This is a genomic window from Bradyrhizobium sp. USDA 3364 (assembly GCF_054056355.1).
The window spans coordinates 2,841,095-2,856,815 of the sequence record NZ_JBSRYG010000002.1 but is presented as its reverse complement, the minus strand read 5'-3'; the positions used below and the strand labels follow the sequence as shown (position 1 = coordinate 2,856,815).

At 65.0% G+C, this 15,721-nt stretch carries 17 protein-coding genes and 1 tRNA gene; 6 read left to right on the top strand and 12 right to left on the bottom strand.

Annotation, left to right across the window (positions count from 1 at the left end; genetic code table 11):
* Nucleotides 1–65: 65 nt before the first annotated feature.
* The 3 genes from ACVILL_RS13405 to trpA all read right to left on the bottom strand — a co-directional run bounded on the left by ACVILL_RS13405 (nt 66) and on the right by trpA (nt 3,288).
* Nucleotides 66–1,310: a bifunctional folylpolyglutamate synthase/dihydrofolate synthase gene (locus ACVILL_RS13405; protein ID WP_456734258.1), complete on the bottom strand. Its 1,245-nt coding sequence runs from the start codon at nt 1,308–1,310 to the stop codon at nt 66–68.
* A gap of 95 nt (nt 1,311–1,405) precedes the next feature.
* Nucleotides 1,406–2,347, bottom strand: a complete 942-nt coding sequence (accD, locus tag ACVILL_RS13400; RefSeq protein WP_456729469.1) for an acetyl-CoA carboxylase, carboxyltransferase subunit beta — start codon at nt 2,345–2,347, stop codon at nt 1,406–1,408.
* Nucleotides 2,348–2,451: 104 nt separating this feature from the next.
* Nucleotides 2,452–3,288, bottom strand: coding sequence for a tryptophan synthase subunit alpha (trpA, locus tag ACVILL_RS13395; RefSeq protein ID WP_456729468.1), 837 nt, complete (start codon nt 3,286–3,288; stop codon nt 2,452–2,454).
* Nucleotides 3,289–3,360: 72 nt separating this feature from the next.
* On the opposite strand from trpA, the gene ACVILL_RS13390 reads away from it, so the two are divergent.
* Complete coding sequence (locus ACVILL_RS13390; protein ID WP_456729467.1) at nt 3,361–3,705, top strand: endonuclease domain-containing protein; 345 nt, start codon at nt 3,361–3,363, stop codon at nt 3,703–3,705.
* A gap of 79 nt (nt 3,706–3,784) precedes the next feature.
* Here ACVILL_RS13390 and trpB read toward each other — a convergent pair whose 3' ends face one another.
* The 8 genes from trpB to aroA form a co-directional block, all read right to left on the bottom strand.
* Nucleotides 3,785–5,002, bottom strand: coding sequence for a tryptophan synthase subunit beta (trpB, locus tag ACVILL_RS13385; protein ID WP_074131074.1), 1,218 nt, complete (start codon nt 5,000–5,002; stop codon nt 3,785–3,787).
* A complete protein-coding gene (locus ACVILL_RS13380) occupies nt 4,999–5,658 on the bottom strand; it encodes a phosphoribosylanthranilate isomerase (RefSeq protein WP_456729466.1) in 660 nt (219 codons plus the stop codon). Before ACVILL_RS13380 ends, trpB begins: the two co-directional genes overlap by 4 nt.
* A 75-nt stretch (nt 5,659–5,733) precedes the next feature.
* The gene (locus ACVILL_RS13375; RefSeq protein WP_456729465.1) at nt 5,734–6,120 is read right to left on the bottom strand and encodes a LapA family protein; all 387 of its coding nucleotides are present in this window, start codon (nt 6,118–6,120) and stop codon (nt 5,734–5,736) included.
* Nucleotides 6,121–6,207: 87 nt separating this feature from the next.
* Nucleotides 6,208–6,537: an integration host factor subunit beta gene (locus tag ACVILL_RS13370; RefSeq protein ID WP_456729464.1), complete on the bottom strand. Its 330-nt coding sequence runs from the start codon at nt 6,535–6,537 to the stop codon at nt 6,208–6,210.
* A gap of 174 nt (nt 6,538–6,711) precedes the next feature.
* Nucleotides 6,712–7,689, bottom strand: a complete 978-nt coding sequence (gene sppA / locus ACVILL_RS13365; protein ID WP_456729463.1) for a signal peptide peptidase SppA — start codon at nt 7,687–7,689, stop codon at nt 6,712–6,714.
* 299 nt (nt 7,690–7,988) lie between these two features.
* Nucleotides 7,989–9,698 (bottom strand): 30S ribosomal protein S1, encoded by a 1,710-nt coding sequence (gene rpsA, locus ACVILL_RS13360; RefSeq protein ID WP_076863580.1) that lies wholly within the window; start codon nt 9,696–9,698, stop codon nt 7,989–7,991.
* A 394-nt stretch (nt 9,699–10,092) separates the two neighbouring features.
* A complete protein-coding gene (gene cmk / locus ACVILL_RS13355; protein WP_456729462.1) occupies nt 10,093–10,722 on the bottom strand; it encodes a (d)CMP kinase in 630 nt (209 codons plus the stop codon).
* Nucleotides 10,719–12,056 carry a 3-phosphoshikimate 1-carboxyvinyltransferase gene (aroA, locus tag ACVILL_RS13350; protein WP_456729461.1) on the bottom strand — a complete coding sequence of 446 codons (1,338 nt, stop codon included), beginning with the start codon at nt 12,054–12,056 and terminating at the stop codon, nt 10,719–10,721. Before aroA ends, cmk begins: the two co-directional genes overlap by 4 nt.
* A gap of 146 nt (nt 12,057–12,202) precedes the next feature.
* Here aroA and ACVILL_RS13345 point away from each other — a divergent pair, with 146 nt between their 5' ends.
* From ACVILL_RS13345 to ACVILL_RS13335, 3 genes are all read left to right on the top strand, one after another.
* On the top strand, nt 12,203–12,610 hold the full coding sequence (locus ACVILL_RS13345) for a TIGR02300 family protein (RefSeq protein WP_456734257.1): 408 nt from the start codon (nt 12,203–12,205) through the stop codon (nt 12,608–12,610).
* A 95-nt stretch (nt 12,611–12,705) separates the two neighbouring features.
* Nucleotides 12,706–12,781: transfer RNA gene (locus ACVILL_RS13340), tRNA-Ala, on the top strand.
* A 133-nt stretch (nt 12,782–12,914) separates the two neighbouring features.
* Nucleotides 12,915–13,154, top strand: coding sequence for a GIY-YIG nuclease family protein (locus tag ACVILL_RS13335; protein ID WP_456729460.1), 240 nt, complete (start codon nt 12,915–12,917; stop codon nt 13,152–13,154).
* Nucleotides 13,155–13,164: 10 nt separating this feature from the next.
* On the opposite strand, the gene ACVILL_RS13330 is transcribed toward ACVILL_RS13335, so the two are convergent.
* Nucleotides 13,165–13,626 (bottom strand): MarR family winged helix-turn-helix transcriptional regulator, encoded by a 462-nt coding sequence (locus tag ACVILL_RS13330; RefSeq protein ID WP_456729459.1) that lies wholly within the window; start codon nt 13,624–13,626, stop codon nt 13,165–13,167.
* Between the two features lie 172 nt (nt 13,627–13,798).
* Between ACVILL_RS13330 and ACVILL_RS13325 the strand changes: the two genes are divergently transcribed.
* Nucleotides 13,799–14,224 carry an organic hydroperoxide resistance protein gene (locus ACVILL_RS13325; protein ID WP_076863571.1) on the top strand — a complete coding sequence of 142 codons (426 nt, stop codon included), beginning with the start codon at nt 13,799–13,801 and terminating at the stop codon, nt 14,222–14,224.
* A 211-nt stretch (nt 14,225–14,435) separates the two neighbouring features.
* Nucleotides 14,436–15,641 carry a CaiB/BaiF CoA transferase family protein gene (locus tag ACVILL_RS13320; protein ID WP_456729458.1) on the top strand — a complete coding sequence of 402 codons (1,206 nt, stop codon included), beginning with the start codon at nt 14,436–14,438 and terminating at the stop codon, nt 15,639–15,641.
* Nucleotides 15,642–15,721 lie beyond the last annotated feature (80 nt).

Here is a 15,721-nt window from a genome sequence, read left to right as displayed (position 1 = left end):
CCGCGATTCAAGTCGTCCCGGATTGCGCTGCGCTCCATCCGGGCTACGGGTCCGAGCAACACAGCTTATGCAGGAGGCGTGCCGTTGGCGGCAAGTACCGGGCCGGCGAGGTACAGCGAGCCGGTGATCAGGATGCGCGGCGGCACCTCATAGGCCAGCATGGCGAGCCGTTGCAACGCGGCATCGACACCGGATGCGATCTCGACGCGCATGCCGAGCGCACGCGCGGCATCGGCGAGTTTGTCCGGAGCCATGCCGTTGTCGCGGCCGGGCACCGGGACCGCGATGATGTGGCGCGTCAGTCCGGCGAAATTGGCGAGGAAGGCATCGGCATCCTTGTTGGCCATCATGCCTGCGATCACGACCAGCGGCCGCGACACGCGCTCCTCGAGATCGCCGAGCGCCGCGGCGGCAACGCGGCCGCCCTCGGCATTGTGGCCGCCGTCGAGCCAGACCTCGGAACCCTGCGGCCCCTGGCAGACCAGCGTGCCGGCAACCAGCCGCTGCATCCGCGCCGGCCATTCGGCGCTGACCATACCGGCTTCATAGGCGGCGATGTTGAGCTTGAAGGTGTCGATCGCGCGCAATGTTGCGATCGCAAGGCCGGCATTGTCGAACTGGTGCCGGCCGAACAGCTTTGGCGCGGCGAGATCCAGCAGGCCGCGCTCGTCCTGATAGACCAGCCGGCCGCGCTCGACGCCGACATGCCATTGCTGGCCGGCCGCATGCAGGGGCGCGCGCATGCGGTTCGCCTCCGTCTCGATCACGGCCATCGCATCCGCCGCCTGCTCGGCTGAGATCACCGGCACCTTGCGCTTGATGATCGCGGCCTTCTCGCCCGCGATCGCGGTCAGCGTGTCGCCGAGGAATTCCATGTGGTCCATGCTGACCGGCGTGATCACCGAGGCCAGCGGCGTCTCGACCACGTTGGTGGAATCGAGCCGGCCGCCGAGGCCGACCTCGAGCAGCGCGACGTCGGCTGGATGCTTCGCGAACAGGCAGAACGCGACCGCGGTTTCCATCTCGAAGATGGTGACGGGATTGCCGGCATTGATGCGCTCGCAGTGCTCGAACGTCTCGCGCAGTTCGTCGTCGCCGACGAGCTTGCCGCCGCCTGTGGCGCCCAGCCGGTAGCATTCGTTGAGCCGCACCAGATAGGGCGAGGTGAAGACGTGCACGCGCAGGCCTGCGGCCTCCAGGATCGCGCGCAGATAGGCGACGGTCGAGCCCTTGCCATTGGTGCCGGCGACATGGATCACCGGCGGCAGCTTGCACTCGGGATGATCGAGCCGCTCCATCAGGCCGCGCATGCGATCGAGGCTGAGGTCGATGCGCTTCGGATGCAGCGCCGATACCCGCGCGATCAACGCCTCGAACGACGGCTGCGATGGGGCGGCGCTTGCGGTCACGCGTGCGGCGCAGCCGGCACCATCTCCGGGGCCGTGACGATCTGGGCCGGCTCGGTGACCGGGGCCGTGGGCTTCGATGACGATTCCGGCGCCGGCGCCTTGGTCAGCAGGCGGCACAGCCGCGCCAGCGTGGCCTTCATGTCGTGGCGGTGCACGACCATGTCGACCATGCCGTGCTCGCGCAGATATTCGGCGCGCTGGAAGCCGTCCGGCAGTTTCTCGCGGATGGTCTGCTCGATCACGCGCGCGCCGGCGAAGCCGATCAGCGCGCCGGGCTCGGCGATCTGGATGTCGCCGAGCATCGCATAAGACGCAGTGACGCCGCCGGTGGTCGGATTGGTCAGCACGACGATGTAGGGCTGGCGCGCCTCGCGCAGCATCTGCACGCCGACCGTGGTGCGCGGCATCTGCATCAGCGACAAAATGCCTTCCTGCATCCGCGCGCCGCCCGATGCGGCGAACACGATGAAGGGCGACTTCTTTTCGACCGCGAGCTCGAGCCCGCGCACCATCGCTTCACCGGCGGCCATGCCGAGCGAGCCGCCCATGAAATCGAAATCCTGCACCGCGACCACGACGCCGGCGCCTTCGAGCTTGCCGTAGCCGACCTTGATCGCATCGTTCAGCCCGGTCTTGGCGCGGGCGTCCTTGATGCGGTCGACATATTTGCGCTCGTCGCGGAACTTGAGCGGATCCGCCGTCACCTCGGGCAGCGCGACGTCGAACCAGGTCTCATTGTCGAAGACCGACTTGAGCCGCGCCACCGCGCCCATGCGCATGTGATAGTTCGAGCCGGGGATCACGAACTGGTTGGCCTCGACGTCCTTGTAGAACACGAGCTGCCCGGAATCCGGGCACTTGATCCAGAGGTTTTCCGGCGTCTCGCGCCGCAGGATGTTGCGAATCTTCGGCCGGACGACGTTGGTGAGCCAATTCATGGTTCGCTCCGAAATGCGGATCGGTTCCGCACCAGCTGGATATATGGCGGGCCGGGCGAACCCGGCAAGCCGCCATACGCGGCGTTTTTGCCGCAAAATGTGGCTTATTCAGCGGCCTGCCTGGCGCCCCGGACCCCCTGCGCCAGCGCGGACACCAGGTCCGCCACCGCGCTCACGGTCTTGGGCGTCGCGCGGCCCTCGGCATCGAGGCTGCCCTTCAGGGCGTCGACCAGCGCGGTGCCGACCACGGAGCCATCGGCGTTCTCGGCGATCGCACGCGCCGCTTCCGGAGTTCGGATGCCGAAGCCAACACAGACCGGCAGCGCGGTGTGCCGTTTGATGCGCGCCACGGCCGCTCCAACGACTTTCGAATCGGCCGCGGCACTGCCGGTAATTCCGGTGACCGCGACGTAGTAGACAAAGCCCGAGGTGTTGGCGAGCACCGCCGGGAGGCGCTTGTCGTCGGTGGTCGGCGTCGCCAGGCGGATGAAGTTCAGCCCGGCCTTGATCGCGGGGATGCAGAGCTCGGTGTCTTCTTCCGGCGGCAGGTCGACGATGATCAGGCCATCGATGCCGGCGGCCTTGGCATCGTGCAGGAAGCTATCGACGCCGTAGATGTAGATCGGATTGTAGTAGCCCATCAGCACGATCGGCGTGGCGTTGTCTTCCTTGCGGAAGTCGCGGACCATCGCGAGCGTCTTGCGGAGCGTCATGCCGCCCTTGAGCGCGCGTAGCCCCGCGGCCTGGATCGACGGGCCGTCGGCCATCGGATCGGTGAAGGGCATGCCGATCTCGATGACGTCGGCGCCGGCCTTCGGCAGCGCCTTGAGGATGTCGAGCGAGGTCTTTGCGTCGGGGTCGCCGGCCATCACGAAGGTGACGAAGGCGGAGCGGCCCTGCTGCTTCAGCTCGGCGAAACGTACGTCGATACGGGTGGTCATGATTGGACAGTCGCTGTGCTATACCTCTCCCCTCCGGGGAGAGGTCGGCTGCGCAGCAGCCGGGTGAGGGGGATGGAGCGATTCAAGGCAAGAGCGCGAAGCCTCCGCGCGTCACAGACAAACGCTGAGGCAAAGCTTTGGCAGGCGCTGCGCAATCGCAGGCTAGCGCGATGGAAATTCCGTCGCCAGCACCCGATTGACCGATACATCGTCGATTTCGTCACACTCGACGGCAAACTGATCGTCGAAGTCGACGGTGCGACACATTCGACATCACCAGAACTGAAACGCGACGAGGCCAGGACCAAAGTCCTCGAAGCTTGCGGCTTTCTCGTCGTGCGGGTTACCAACATCGACGTGTACGACAATCTCGAGGGGGTGCTCGAGATGATCGAAACATCGCTGCGGTTCGAATGAGTGGAGAGACCCCTCACCCGGCTGCTACGCAGCCGACCTCTCCCCGACGGGGAGAGGTAAGGAAGGAGCGCCCCGCCCGTCACTTCTGCCTCGCCTTCAAGATATCGCCGACCTGCGGCACGTCCTTGTCGCCGCGGCCCGAGAGATTGACCACCATCAGGTGATCCCTGGGCCGCTGCGGCGCGAGTTCGGACAATTTCGCGATGGCGTGCGCGGACTCCAGCGCGGGGATGATGCCCTCCAGCCGCGACAGCAGCTGGAACGCGGCCAGCGCCTCCTCGTCGGTCGCCGAGAGATATTTGACGCGGCCGGTCTCGTGCAGCCAGGCGTGCTCGGGGCCGATGCCGGGATAGTCGAGGCCGGCCGAGATCGAATGCGCTTCCTCGATCTGGCCGTCGGCGTCCATCAGGAGATAGGTGCGGTTGCCGTGCAGCACGCCGGGCCGCCCGCCAGCGAGCGAGGCCGCATGCAGCTGCGTCAGCCCGTGGCCGGCCGCCTCGACGCCGAAGATCTCGACCGAGGGATCGTCGAGGAACGGGTGGAACAGGCCCATCGCATTGGAGCCGCCGCCGATGCAGGCGATCAGCGAATCCGGCAGGCGGCCCTCGGCCTCCTGCATCTGCTTGCGGGTCTCGTGGCCGATGATCGACTGGAAGTCGCGCACCATCATCGGATAGGGGTGCGGGCCCGCCACCGTGCCGATGCAATAGAAGGTGTTGTGCACGTTGGTGACCCAATCGCGCAGTGCGTCGTTCATCGCATCTTTCAGCGTGCGCGCGCCGGACTGCACCGGGATCACCTTGGCGCCGAGCATCTCCATGCGGATCACGTTCGGCTGCTGCCGCTCGACGTCGACTGCGCCCATATAGACCACGCATTCGAGCCCGAACCGCGCGCACAGCGTCGCCGTCGCCACGCCATGCTGGCCGGCGCCGGTCTCGGCGATGATGCGCTTCTTGCCCATGCGGCGCGCGACCATGATCTGGCCGAGCACGTTGTTGACCTTGTGCGAACCGGTGTGATTGAGCTCCTCGCGCTTCAGGTAGATCTTGGCGCCGCCGAGATGCTCGGTGAGCCGTTCGGCGAAATAGAGCGGCGAGGGCCGGCCGACATAGTCCTTCAGGTAGACATTCATCTCGGCCTGGAACGCCGGATCGGCCTTGGCGTCGGCATAGGCCTTCTCCAGATCCAGGATCAGCGGCATCAGCGTTTCCGCGACGAAGCGTCCGCCGAAAATGCCGAAATGCCCGCGCTCGTCGGGGCCGCTGCGGAAGGAATTGGGCAGGTTTTGATTCATCGAACCATCAGTTCTTGGGTTGCGCGTGCGGCGCGGATGAAGGCGCGGATCAGCTCGGGATCCTTGACGCCGGGCGTGCGCTCGACGCCCGACGACACGTCGACCCCGCCGGCGCGGGTGACGCGGACGGCCTCAGCGACGTTGTCGGCGTTGAGGCCGCCGGAGACCATGTAAGGCAGCACGAGATCGAGATTTTCCAGCACGTGCCAATCGAACGGCGCGCCGAGACCTCCCGGCCGCGTGGCATCCTTCGGCGCGCGGGCATCGAACAGGATGCGGTCAGCAACACTGACGTAACCCGGCAGGGCTGCGAGGTCGGCTGCGGTCTCGACTGGCAACGCCTTCATCAGCGGCAGGCCGAACTTCTGCTTGATGTCACGCAGCCGTGCGGTGGTTTCCTTGCCGTGCAGTTGCAGGATATCCGGCCGCAGCGTCTCGACGATGTTTTCCAGGGTCGCGTCGTCGGCATCGACGGTCAGCGCGACCTTGACGGCGCGGCCCTTGGCGCGGCTGCCCAGCTCGCGCGCGGTCTCGAGGCTGATATGGCGCGGCGACGGTGGAAAGAACACGAACCCCACCATGTCAGCGCCGCCTTCGAGCGCGACGTCGAGCGTCTCGCGCGTAGACAGGCCGCAGATTTTGACGAGCAGGGGCATGGTCTCGAAACGGGTCTCAAAACGGGTTTTCGGGCGGCCGGAACCGGGGTGAACCCTGGTCCGACGGGGCGGGTTCTACAACGTCGCGCCCTGCTTGTCTCGCCCGTTGGACCCGTAAAAACCGAGCTGGCCCGGCGCCGGACGGCGCGGCGTATCGTCCCGGGAGACGGTAGCCTTGAGGTCGGCGAGCTCGGCGCGGATGTGGCGGGCATCGGCCTCGTGCTGCCGGGCCGCGCGGCGCCAGCGCCCCTGCTTGAACCAGGTCGCCATGCCGCCCGCGATCACACCTAGGATCGCGGAGGCGATGATGACGACGAACAGCGGCAGTGTGACCGCAACCGTCGGCGTCACAGAGTTGAAGGGATCGAACGACACCGTCACCCAGTGACGGTTGGCGACTGCAAAGATGATGAAGATCAGTCCGAGCGGAATGACGACCACTGCCGTGAAGAACTTTCGCATGACCATCTCTCGCAGCGATCGAGAAAGTGCGGGCAGTTCGCCCGCCGCACGGCTACGCCTGTCGTCGCGCCTTGAGCGGCCGCCTTGTTAAGCGTCAGCCTTGGGCGCGTCGATCTTGGAGGATCCGGCCTCGGGCACGTCGCGATTGAGGCGCTCGCGCATTTCCTTGCCGGTCTTGAAGAACGGCACGCTCTTCTGATCGACCGGCACATGCTCGCCGGTTCGTGGATTGCGGCCGGCGCGCGCCGGGCGATGCTTCACCGAGAAGGCGCCAAAACCGCGCAACTCGACACGGTCGCCACGCGCCAGCGCCGCGACGATCTCATCGAGAATCGCATTAACAATGTTCTCGACATCCCGCTGATAGAGGTGCGGGTTGTGCTCGGCGATACGCTGAACAAGTTCGGATTTGATCATCGAAAGCGGGATCCGGGCTCTTGCGGAAACCCATTTCCGTGAAAATGCCGTGCACTGTCAAGACGCTAAATCGATTTAGAACGCCGTGAAATCGCGTGACAAATAGCCCAATTGGGGCATGCGGCGATTCCCGCAGAGCGGGAATAGCCAGAAGAACACGCCTTGGGCAGCCAGCTAGTTGGTTCCTCCAGGGGTCCACAATGCCAGCATGCCGTCGAGCCCAAAGCGGTCGACCGCCTGGGCCACGCCACCCTGCTCGATCCGCCGCGCGATGGCGCCGAGACCGACCGCATCGAGCGTCATTGACGCCGCGGTGCGCAGGAAGGTGAGATCGCTGAATCGCGGATTAAGCTTGTAATCCCGCACCGGCAGGTCGCTTTTGACCTTCTTCTCCGCGACCAGCCAGGCAATCGCGGTCTTTTCGTCGCCGAGCTGGTCGATCAGCTTGAGATCGACCGCCTGCCGGCCGGTGAAGACGCGGCCATCCGCGACCTTCTCCAGCAGCGCGTCGTCCATGGCGCGCCGCTCCTTCACCAATCCACGGAACCATGCATAGGAGTCCTTGACCAGGCCGTCGATCGCGGCGCGGGCCTCGGGGCTGGTCGGCTCGAAGCCGTTCGGCGCGGCCTTCAGCGGAGAAGATTTGATCTCTTCCATCTTCACGCCGACGGTCTTGAGCAATTCGGAAACGTTCGGAAACTGGAAGAGCACGCCGATCGAGCCGACCAGCGAGGTCTGCTGGGCGACGATATGATCGGAGGCGATCGCCGTGATGTAGCCGCCCGAGGCGGCCAATCCCTCGACCACGACGACGAGCGGCTTCTTCGCCTTCAACTGCATCAGCGAGTCATAAAGCTGCTCGGAGCCCGCAGTGGTGCCGCCGGGCGAATTGATGTGCACGACAACCGCCGCATAGCTCGACTTGCCGAGCCGCTCCAGCGCCTCGACGCGCTGCTGGTCGCTGCGGATCAGTCCATCGATGTTGATCCGCGCGATTGCGTTCGACGTCGAGAAGGTGCCGCGTCCGCCGGCGGCGACCACGCCCAGGCCGACGATCGCAGCGATTGCGATCACCGCGGCGGCGACGCGCCAGAACGTCAGCTTGCGCCTGATACGACGGCGGTCGACGATCACGTCCGAATCCAGCGACATCCGATCTCTCCAGAAATGGTCAGCGCGCAACCCGCGCGTTTTTCAGTCGCAGCGTCACTATCAGCTTAGCCAAATACATCAATTGCGACGCAATATGAAGAAAACAAGGCCCGCCCATTGACGCATCGGTAACCCGGATGGAGCGAAGCGCAATCCGGGGAAGGCTTCAGCCGAGCGGAAGGAAAGCCCCGGATTTCGCTTCGCTTCGTCCGGGCTACGGGCGATGAGCATTGGTTCAAACAAAAAGGGCCCCGACTTTCGTCGGAGCCCCGATTGTCCGCCTGAATTCGGGCGAACGCTTACTTGTCGGTACCGCGGTTCTTCAGCGCGGTGCCGAGGATGTCGCCAAGTGTCGCACCCGAATCGGAGGAGCCGTACTGCGCGATGGCTTCCTTCTCTTCGGCAACTTCCAGCGCCTTGATCGAGACCTGCACCTTGCGGGCCTTCTTGTCGAACTGGATGACGCGGGCATCGACCTTCTCGCCGACGGCGAAGCGCTCGGCGCGCTGGTCGTTGCGATCGCGAGCCAGCTCGGACCGCTTGATGAAGGTGGTGAACTCGGTGCCCGAGATCCGGACCTCGATGCCGCTCTCCTTCACTTCGAGCACTTCGCAGGTCACGACCGCGCCCTTCTTGACGTCGCCCGGCTCCGCGAAGGGGTCGCCTTCGAGCTGCTTGACGCCGAGCGAGATGCGCTCCTTCTCGACATCGACATCGAGCACCACGGCCTTGACCATGTCGCCCTTCTTGAAGTTGTCGATGACCTGCTCGCCCGGAAGCTTCCAGTCGAGGTCGGAGAGGTGGACCATGCCGTCGACATCGCCGTCGAGGCCCAGGAACAGACCGAACTCGGTCTTGTTCTTGACCTCGCCTTCGACGGTCGAACCGACCGGGAACTTCTCGACGAAGACTTCCCAGGGATTGCGCATGGTCTGCTTGAGACCGAGCGAGATGCGGCGCTTGACCGAATCCACCTCCAGCACCTGCACTTCGACTTCCTGCGAGGTCGAAACGATCTTGCCGGGATGCATGTTCTTCTTGGTCCACGACATCTCGGAGACGTGGATCAGGCCTTCGATACCCGGCTCGAGCTCGACGAACGCACCGTAGTCGGTGATGTTGGTGACGCGGCCGGTGAAGCGGGCACCCAGCGGGTACTTGGCTTCGATGCCCTGCCACGGATCATCCAAGAGCTGCTTCATGCCGAGCGAGATGCGGTGCGTCTCGTGGTTGATCTTGATGATCTTGACCTTCACCGTCTGGCCGATGGTCAGCACCTCGGTCGGGTGATTGACGCGACGCCAGGCGATATCGGTCACATGCAGCAGGCCGTCGATGCCGCCGAGATCAACGAACGCACCGTAATCGGTGATGTTCTTGACCACGCCGTCGATCACCTGACCCTCTTCGAGGTTCTGCACCAGCTCCTGGCGCTGCTCGGCGCGGGTCTCTTCGAGAACCGTGCGGCGCGACACCACGATGTTGCCGCGGCGGCGGTCCATCTTGAGGATCTGGAACGGCTGCGAGTTGTTCATCAGCGGCGCGACGTCGCGGATCGGACGAATGTCGACCTGCGAGCGCGGCAGGAAGGCCACCGCACCGTCGAGGTCGACCGTGAAGCCGCCCTTGACCTGGTTGAAGATGACGCCGTTGACCTTTTCGTTGTTCTGGAACGCCTTCTCGAGCTTGCCCCAGCTCTCCTCGCGGCGCGCCTTGTCGCGCGACAGCACGGCTTCACCGAGCGCATTCTCGATACGGTCGAGGAACACCTCGACTTCGTCGCCGACCTTCAGGTCGCTTTCGCGGCCGGGGCCGGCGAATTCGCGCAGCGCGACGCGGCCTTCGGTCTTCAGGCCGACGTCGATGACGGCCATGTCCTTCTCAATTGCAACCACCTTGCCCTTGATGACCGAGCTTTCCTGCAGATTGCCGCCGGCAAAGGACTCATCAAGCATCGCCGCGAAGTCGTCGCGGGTCGGGGTATAAGAAGACGCAGAATTCGAAACCATTTGTTCTCCAGGTGCGGGATCTCGCCGGCCGTTCGGGTTGATGGGCGCACCGCGCGTGAAGTGTCAGGGTTCCGCAAACCCTGACGGCCACTCATTGCAGGAGGTGCAACAGCGGGCCGGCAGCAAAACTGCACGTTCGGTACGTTCTGATGATCCGGAGCCTGAAACGAAAATATCGACTGCAAGACCTGGGAGCGGACGTTCCTCCAGATGCGGCATTGGTTTCGTTTGAAAAATGGCTCAAACCCAGCGCCGGCCCGCTCGAACACGGCCTCGACAACGTCGATGGTGCTCCGAACGGCGCTGATATAGCCCTGCGAACCGCTTTCGGCAAGCAGGAAATGCCCCATTTTGCTGGGTTTTCGGGCCGCAAGGGCCTCCGCGGCCGGCGATTTCAGCGCTTGGCGCGCACCGCCTCGACGATGGCGATGGCGGCGCGGACGCCGGCCTCGATATCGAGGTTGGAATTATCAAGCGTGTGGGCGTCTGGAGCCGGCCGCAACGGCGCGATCGCCCGGTTCTTGTCGCGCTCGTCGCGCTTGATGATGTCGGCCAGCACCGCCTGCTCGTCGGCGTCCTCGCCGCGGGCCCGCGCCTCCAGCGTGCGCCGCCGCGCCCGCACCAGCGGATCGGCGACCACGAAAATCTTCACGTCGGCATCGGGGCAGATCACGGTGCCGATGTCGCGCCCATCGAGCACCGCACCGGGCGGATCGGCGGCGAACTGGCGCTGGAAGTTGACCAGCGCTTCCCGCACCTTGGGAAAGGCCGAGACGACCGATGCACCCTCGCCGACCTTCTGGGTCTTCAGGACCGGATTGCCGAATTTCTCGGGATCGAGCTCGAGCGCCACGGCCACCGCCAGTGCCTCGTCGTTGAGATCGGCGCCCAGCGCCATCATCGCATAGGCCACCGCGCGGTAGATCACGCCGGTGTCGAGATGGCGATAGCCGTAGTGGTGGGCGAGCCGCTTGCCGAGCGTGCCCTTGCCGGAGGCGGCGGGTCCGTCGATGGCGATGATCATGCGAAGTCAGCTCCGAGCGCGCGCATCATCGGAATGAAATCCGGAAAACTGGTGGCGATGAAGGCGGTGTCGTCGATCTTCACCGGCCGGTCCGCGGCACAGCCCATCACCAGCGCCGACATCGCGATGCGATGATCCATATGGGTGGCGACGAGACCGCCGCCCGGAACATGGCCGCGGCCCTCGACGATCAGATCATCGCCGGAGACCTCGACCTTGACGCCGTTGACCCGCAGCATGTCGGCGGTGGCTTCGAGACGGTCGGATTCCTTGACGCGCAGTTCCTGCAGGCCGCGCATGATCGTGGTGCCTTCGGCAAACGCGGCCGCAACCGCCAGCACCAGATATTCGTCGATCATCGACGGCGCGCGCTCCGGCGGCACCTCGACGCCCTTGAGCTTCGAGGCGCGCACGCGCAATTGCGCCATCGGCTCGCCGGCATCACCACGCACGTCGCTCTCCTCGATCGAAGCGCCCATTTCGCGCAGCGTGGTGAACAGGCCGGTGCGCAACGGATTGGTCATCACGTCGGAGAACACGACGTCGGACCCTTCGACGATCAGCGCCGCCACGATCGGGAACGAGGCCGAGGACGGATCGGCGGGCACCACGACATTGGCGCCGTGCAACTCGGGCTCGCCGTTCAGCGTGATCCTGCGGCCGTGGCTGCCTTCCTTCTCCGAGGAGATCTCGGCGCCGAAATGCTTCAGCATCAGCTCGGTGTGGTCGCGGCTCGCTTCCTGCTCGATGACCGTGGTGATGCCGGGCGCGGACAGGCCCGCCAGCAGCACCGCGGACTTGATCTGGGCCGAGGCGACCGGCGTCTTGTAGACGATCGGCAACGGATAGCGGGCGCCGTGCAGCGTGAGCGGCAGCCTGCCGCCCTCCGTTATATCGCTGGTGCGGGCACCCATCAGTTCCAGGGGGTCGAGGATGCGGCGCATCGGGCGCGAACGCAGCGAGGCGTCGCCGTCGAAAATGGCCGCGATCGGACAGCCGGCCACCGCGCCCATCACCAGCCGGCAGCCGGTGCCGGAATTGCCGAAATCGAGCGGGGCTGCGGGCTGCGCGAAGCCGCCGACCCCGACGCCTGCGACCGACCAGGTAAACGGCGCCGTCCGCTCCACCTTGGCGCCCAGCGCGCGCATGGATTTGGCCGTATTGAGGACGTCCTCGCCCTCCAAAAGGCCGGAAATGCGGGTTTCACCGACCGAAAGCGCCCCAAGGATCAGGGCACGGTGGGAAATCGATTTGTCGCCGGGAACGCGGACCTTGCCGGCCAGGGGGCCACAGGCACGTGATTCCAGCGGGGTCGGGGTGTCAGAATGGGCCAAGATCGTGTCCTCTCGCGCCGCGGCAGGTATCACATAGGCAACACCGCGTCACGCGCCCGTCACTTGCCCGCAAACCGCTATTGACAGCGGCTGCTCAACTAGCCAAGTGAAGCTCCGTTTTTCAGCAAAATTCTGGGATGACCACGTTGGCCAAGTCCGAGCTCGGAACCAAGCGCATTTGCCCGACCACGGGCAAGAAGTTCTACGACCTCAACAAGAACCCGGTGATTTCGCCCTATACCGGCGAGGTCGTGCCGATCGCGCCGGTGGCCCCGCCGCGGGGCCGTGGCGCCAGCGTCAGTTCGCCTGCGACCGCCGCCGACATGCCGGAGCCCGCCGAGGCCGAAGAGATGGTCTCGCTCGAGGAGGCCGATGCCGAGGAGAACACCGGCAAGGTCAAGGCCCAGGTTCCCGAATCCGAGGACGATATCGAGGTCGATGAGACCATCGATGACGATGACGATGACGATTCGACCTTCATCGCCGACGAGGAAGAGGGCGATGAGGACGTGACCGACATCATTGGTGACGTCGGCGGCGACGAAGAGACTTGAGATCGGCGCCGATCTGTGGTGAAGGGTGCATCCTCACGAGTCGCCTAGGACTCGGAGGCCGGGACTGATCCCCCAGGATCGTCCCAACTGGACAAGGGGCCATAGCTCAGCTGGGAGAGCGCTTGCATGGCATGCAAGAGGTCGGCGGTTCGATCCCGCCTGGCTCCACCACGCTTCGCCCTTCGGGCTACGCGTGGCGCAGCAACGAGTTGCCTGAAGGGCGAAGACGGACTGGTTCAATCCCGCGTTATGAATCTGCCCCGTATCGATGGCCTAGGCCATCCCCTGCTAGGCGTGGATGCGAATGTGGTACGTCTACATCATCCGCAGCATCGATTTCCCTGATCAGGAATACGTTGGCGCCACCGAGGATCTGAAGCGACGGATTCCCGAACACAACGCCGGCAAGTCCGCGCACACCTCGAAATTCAAGCCTTGGCCGCTCGTCTGGTACTGCGCGTTTCCGGACAAGTACAAGGCCCTGGCGTTCGAGAAATACCTGAAGTCCCACTCCGGCCGCGCCTTCGCCAAGAAGCGCCTCTAGCCACCGCCCCCTACTCCCCCAGCACCGCATTCAGCCGGTCGCGCAGCGCCACGATCTCGTCCTTCATCGCCAGTAACTCGCCCACCGTGCAGTCCGACGCCGCGAGAATCGACTGCGGGACGGCCTTGGCCTTTTCGCGCAGCGCGTGGCCCTGTGGCGTCAGCGCGATCAGCACGACCCGCTCGTCCTCGGTGCTGCGGGTCCGCTTGATCAGCTCGGCGGCCTCCAGCCGCTTCAAGAGCGGCGTCAGCGTGCCGGAATCCAGGAACAGCCGTTCGCCGAGATCCTTCACCGGCACGTCGTCGCGCTCCCACAGCGCCAGCATCACCAGATACTGCGGATAGGTCAGCCCGAGCCGGTCGAGCAGCGGCTTGTAGACGCGATTGAAGGCGTGCGTGGTCGAATAGACCGCAAAGCAGATCTGGTTATCGAGCCGCAGCGCCTGATCCGCGGCCATTTGTTTCCTGACCATGATTCCCATCGAATCCATCTCGTTTCCGGGTCATTCTGGGCTCACGGGACCGCGGATTCAATTGCGAACAATTAAATGTGAGGCCACGCATTTTATATTGTGCACAATCTAATTGTCTGCAATACATTGGCTGTCGAATTCAAGCCCGACTCCAAACCCAAGGGAGACCACCATGTCTGTGAACGTGCTCTACAAGACCAGCGCCAAGGCAACCGGCGGCCGTGATGGCCATGCGGCGACGCTCGACGGCGCGCTCGACGTCAAGCTCACGACCCCGAAGGAACTCGGCGGCGGCGGCGGCGCCGGCAACAATCCGGAGCAGCTGTTCGCGGCGGGCTATGCCGCCTGCTTCATCGGCGCCATGAAGTTCGTGGCCTCGCAGGGCGGCCCCAAGGTTCCCGCCGACGCCTCGGTGACCTCGACGGTCGGCATCGGTCCGCGTTCGGAAGGCGGCTTCGGCCTTGCCGTCGACCTCGCCGTCTCGCTGCCCGGCCTGTCCCGCGCCGACGCCGAAGCACTGGTCGAGAAGGCCCACCATGTGTGCCCGTATTCCAACGCGACGCGCGGCAATGTCGACGTCAAGCTGAGCGTCGTCTAATTCGACTCCCGCCAATGGTCCGCCACGCCTTGCCGCGTGGCGGACCATTTTGTTTGCATTCGAGATGCCAGTTCGCTCTTTCCAGTTCGCTTGGCGAACGCACGCGCCGCCTGCTGCATGGGCCTGCGCCGATCAGAGCATTGCTGCCTCGCCGGAAGACCGTTAGCTCTGGGACCTCGTTTTCGATCCCAACTGAGCGAAGGTTGTTTCCATGAATACCCCAGCGGCTACGGGCGCGATGACCGGACTGCGCGTGATCGATCTGACGCGCGTGCTCGGCGGCCCGTATTGCACCCAGATTCTCGCCGACCACGGCGCTGACGTGATCAAGGTCGAGCCGCCCGCCGGCGACGAGGTGCGCGACTGGGGCCCTCCCTTCCACGAGGAAGACGCGGCCTATTTCGTCGGCATCAACCGCAACAAGCGCTCGATCGGCCTCGACCTCGCCTCCGAGGGCGGACGCGTCGTGCTGATGAAGATGCTCGAGACCGCCGACGTGCTGATCGAGAATTTCAAGCCGGGCACGCTCGACAAATGGGGCATCGGCAACGACGTGCTGCGCGCGAGATTTCCGCGCCTCGTGCATTGCCGGATCTCCGGCTTCGGCGCCGACGGCCCGCGCGGCGGCAACCCCGGCTATGACGCGATCATCCAGGCGATGACCGGCATGATCGCCGCCACCGGATCGCCGGAGAGCGGCCCGATGCGCATCGGCGTGCCGCTGGTCGACATCACCACCGGTCTCTACGCGGCGATCGGCATCCTGATGGCGCTGTCGGAGCGGCAGAAGTCAGGGCTCGGCCAATTCCTCGAGACCACGCTGTACGAGACCGGGCTTGCGATCATGCATCCGCACACCGCGAACTATTTCATGCATGGCAAGCCGCCGTCGCTCACCGGCAACGAGCATCCCAATCTCGTTCCCTACGCGATCTTCCCGACCAAGACCGACAACATCTTCATCGGCGTCGGCAATGACGGCACCTTCCGCAAGCTCGCCAAGGAGATCGGCAAGCCCGAGCTCGGCACCGATCCGCGCTTTGCCCGCAACAAGGACCGCATCGCCAACCGCGATGCGCTGCGGGCCGAGCTTGCCGCGGTGTTCAGCCAGCACGAGGCGGAGCCGCTGTGCAACCGGCTGCTCGCCGCAGGCCTGCCGGCCGGCCCGGTGCAGAAGATCGACCAGGCCCTGACCAACCCGCACACCATCCATCGCGGCGACGTCATCGAGAAGGATTGGTACAAGGGCGTCGCCTCGCCGATCCGCCTCGAACGCACCAAGCCGAACCTGCGCCGCACGCCGCCGAAATTCAGCCAGCACGCCGCGGAAGTGCTGGGCGAGTTCGGCTACTCGAAGGACCAGATCAACGGCCTGGTTGAAAAGGGCACGGTCTGCGGTCCCCAGCGCAAGCGCTAGCACCTGCTCCACCCGTGCGGTGCAACGTCGCGTCCGGCGTTGCACCGCACGGGCGCGGCCGCGATCTCCGCCTTTTTTAC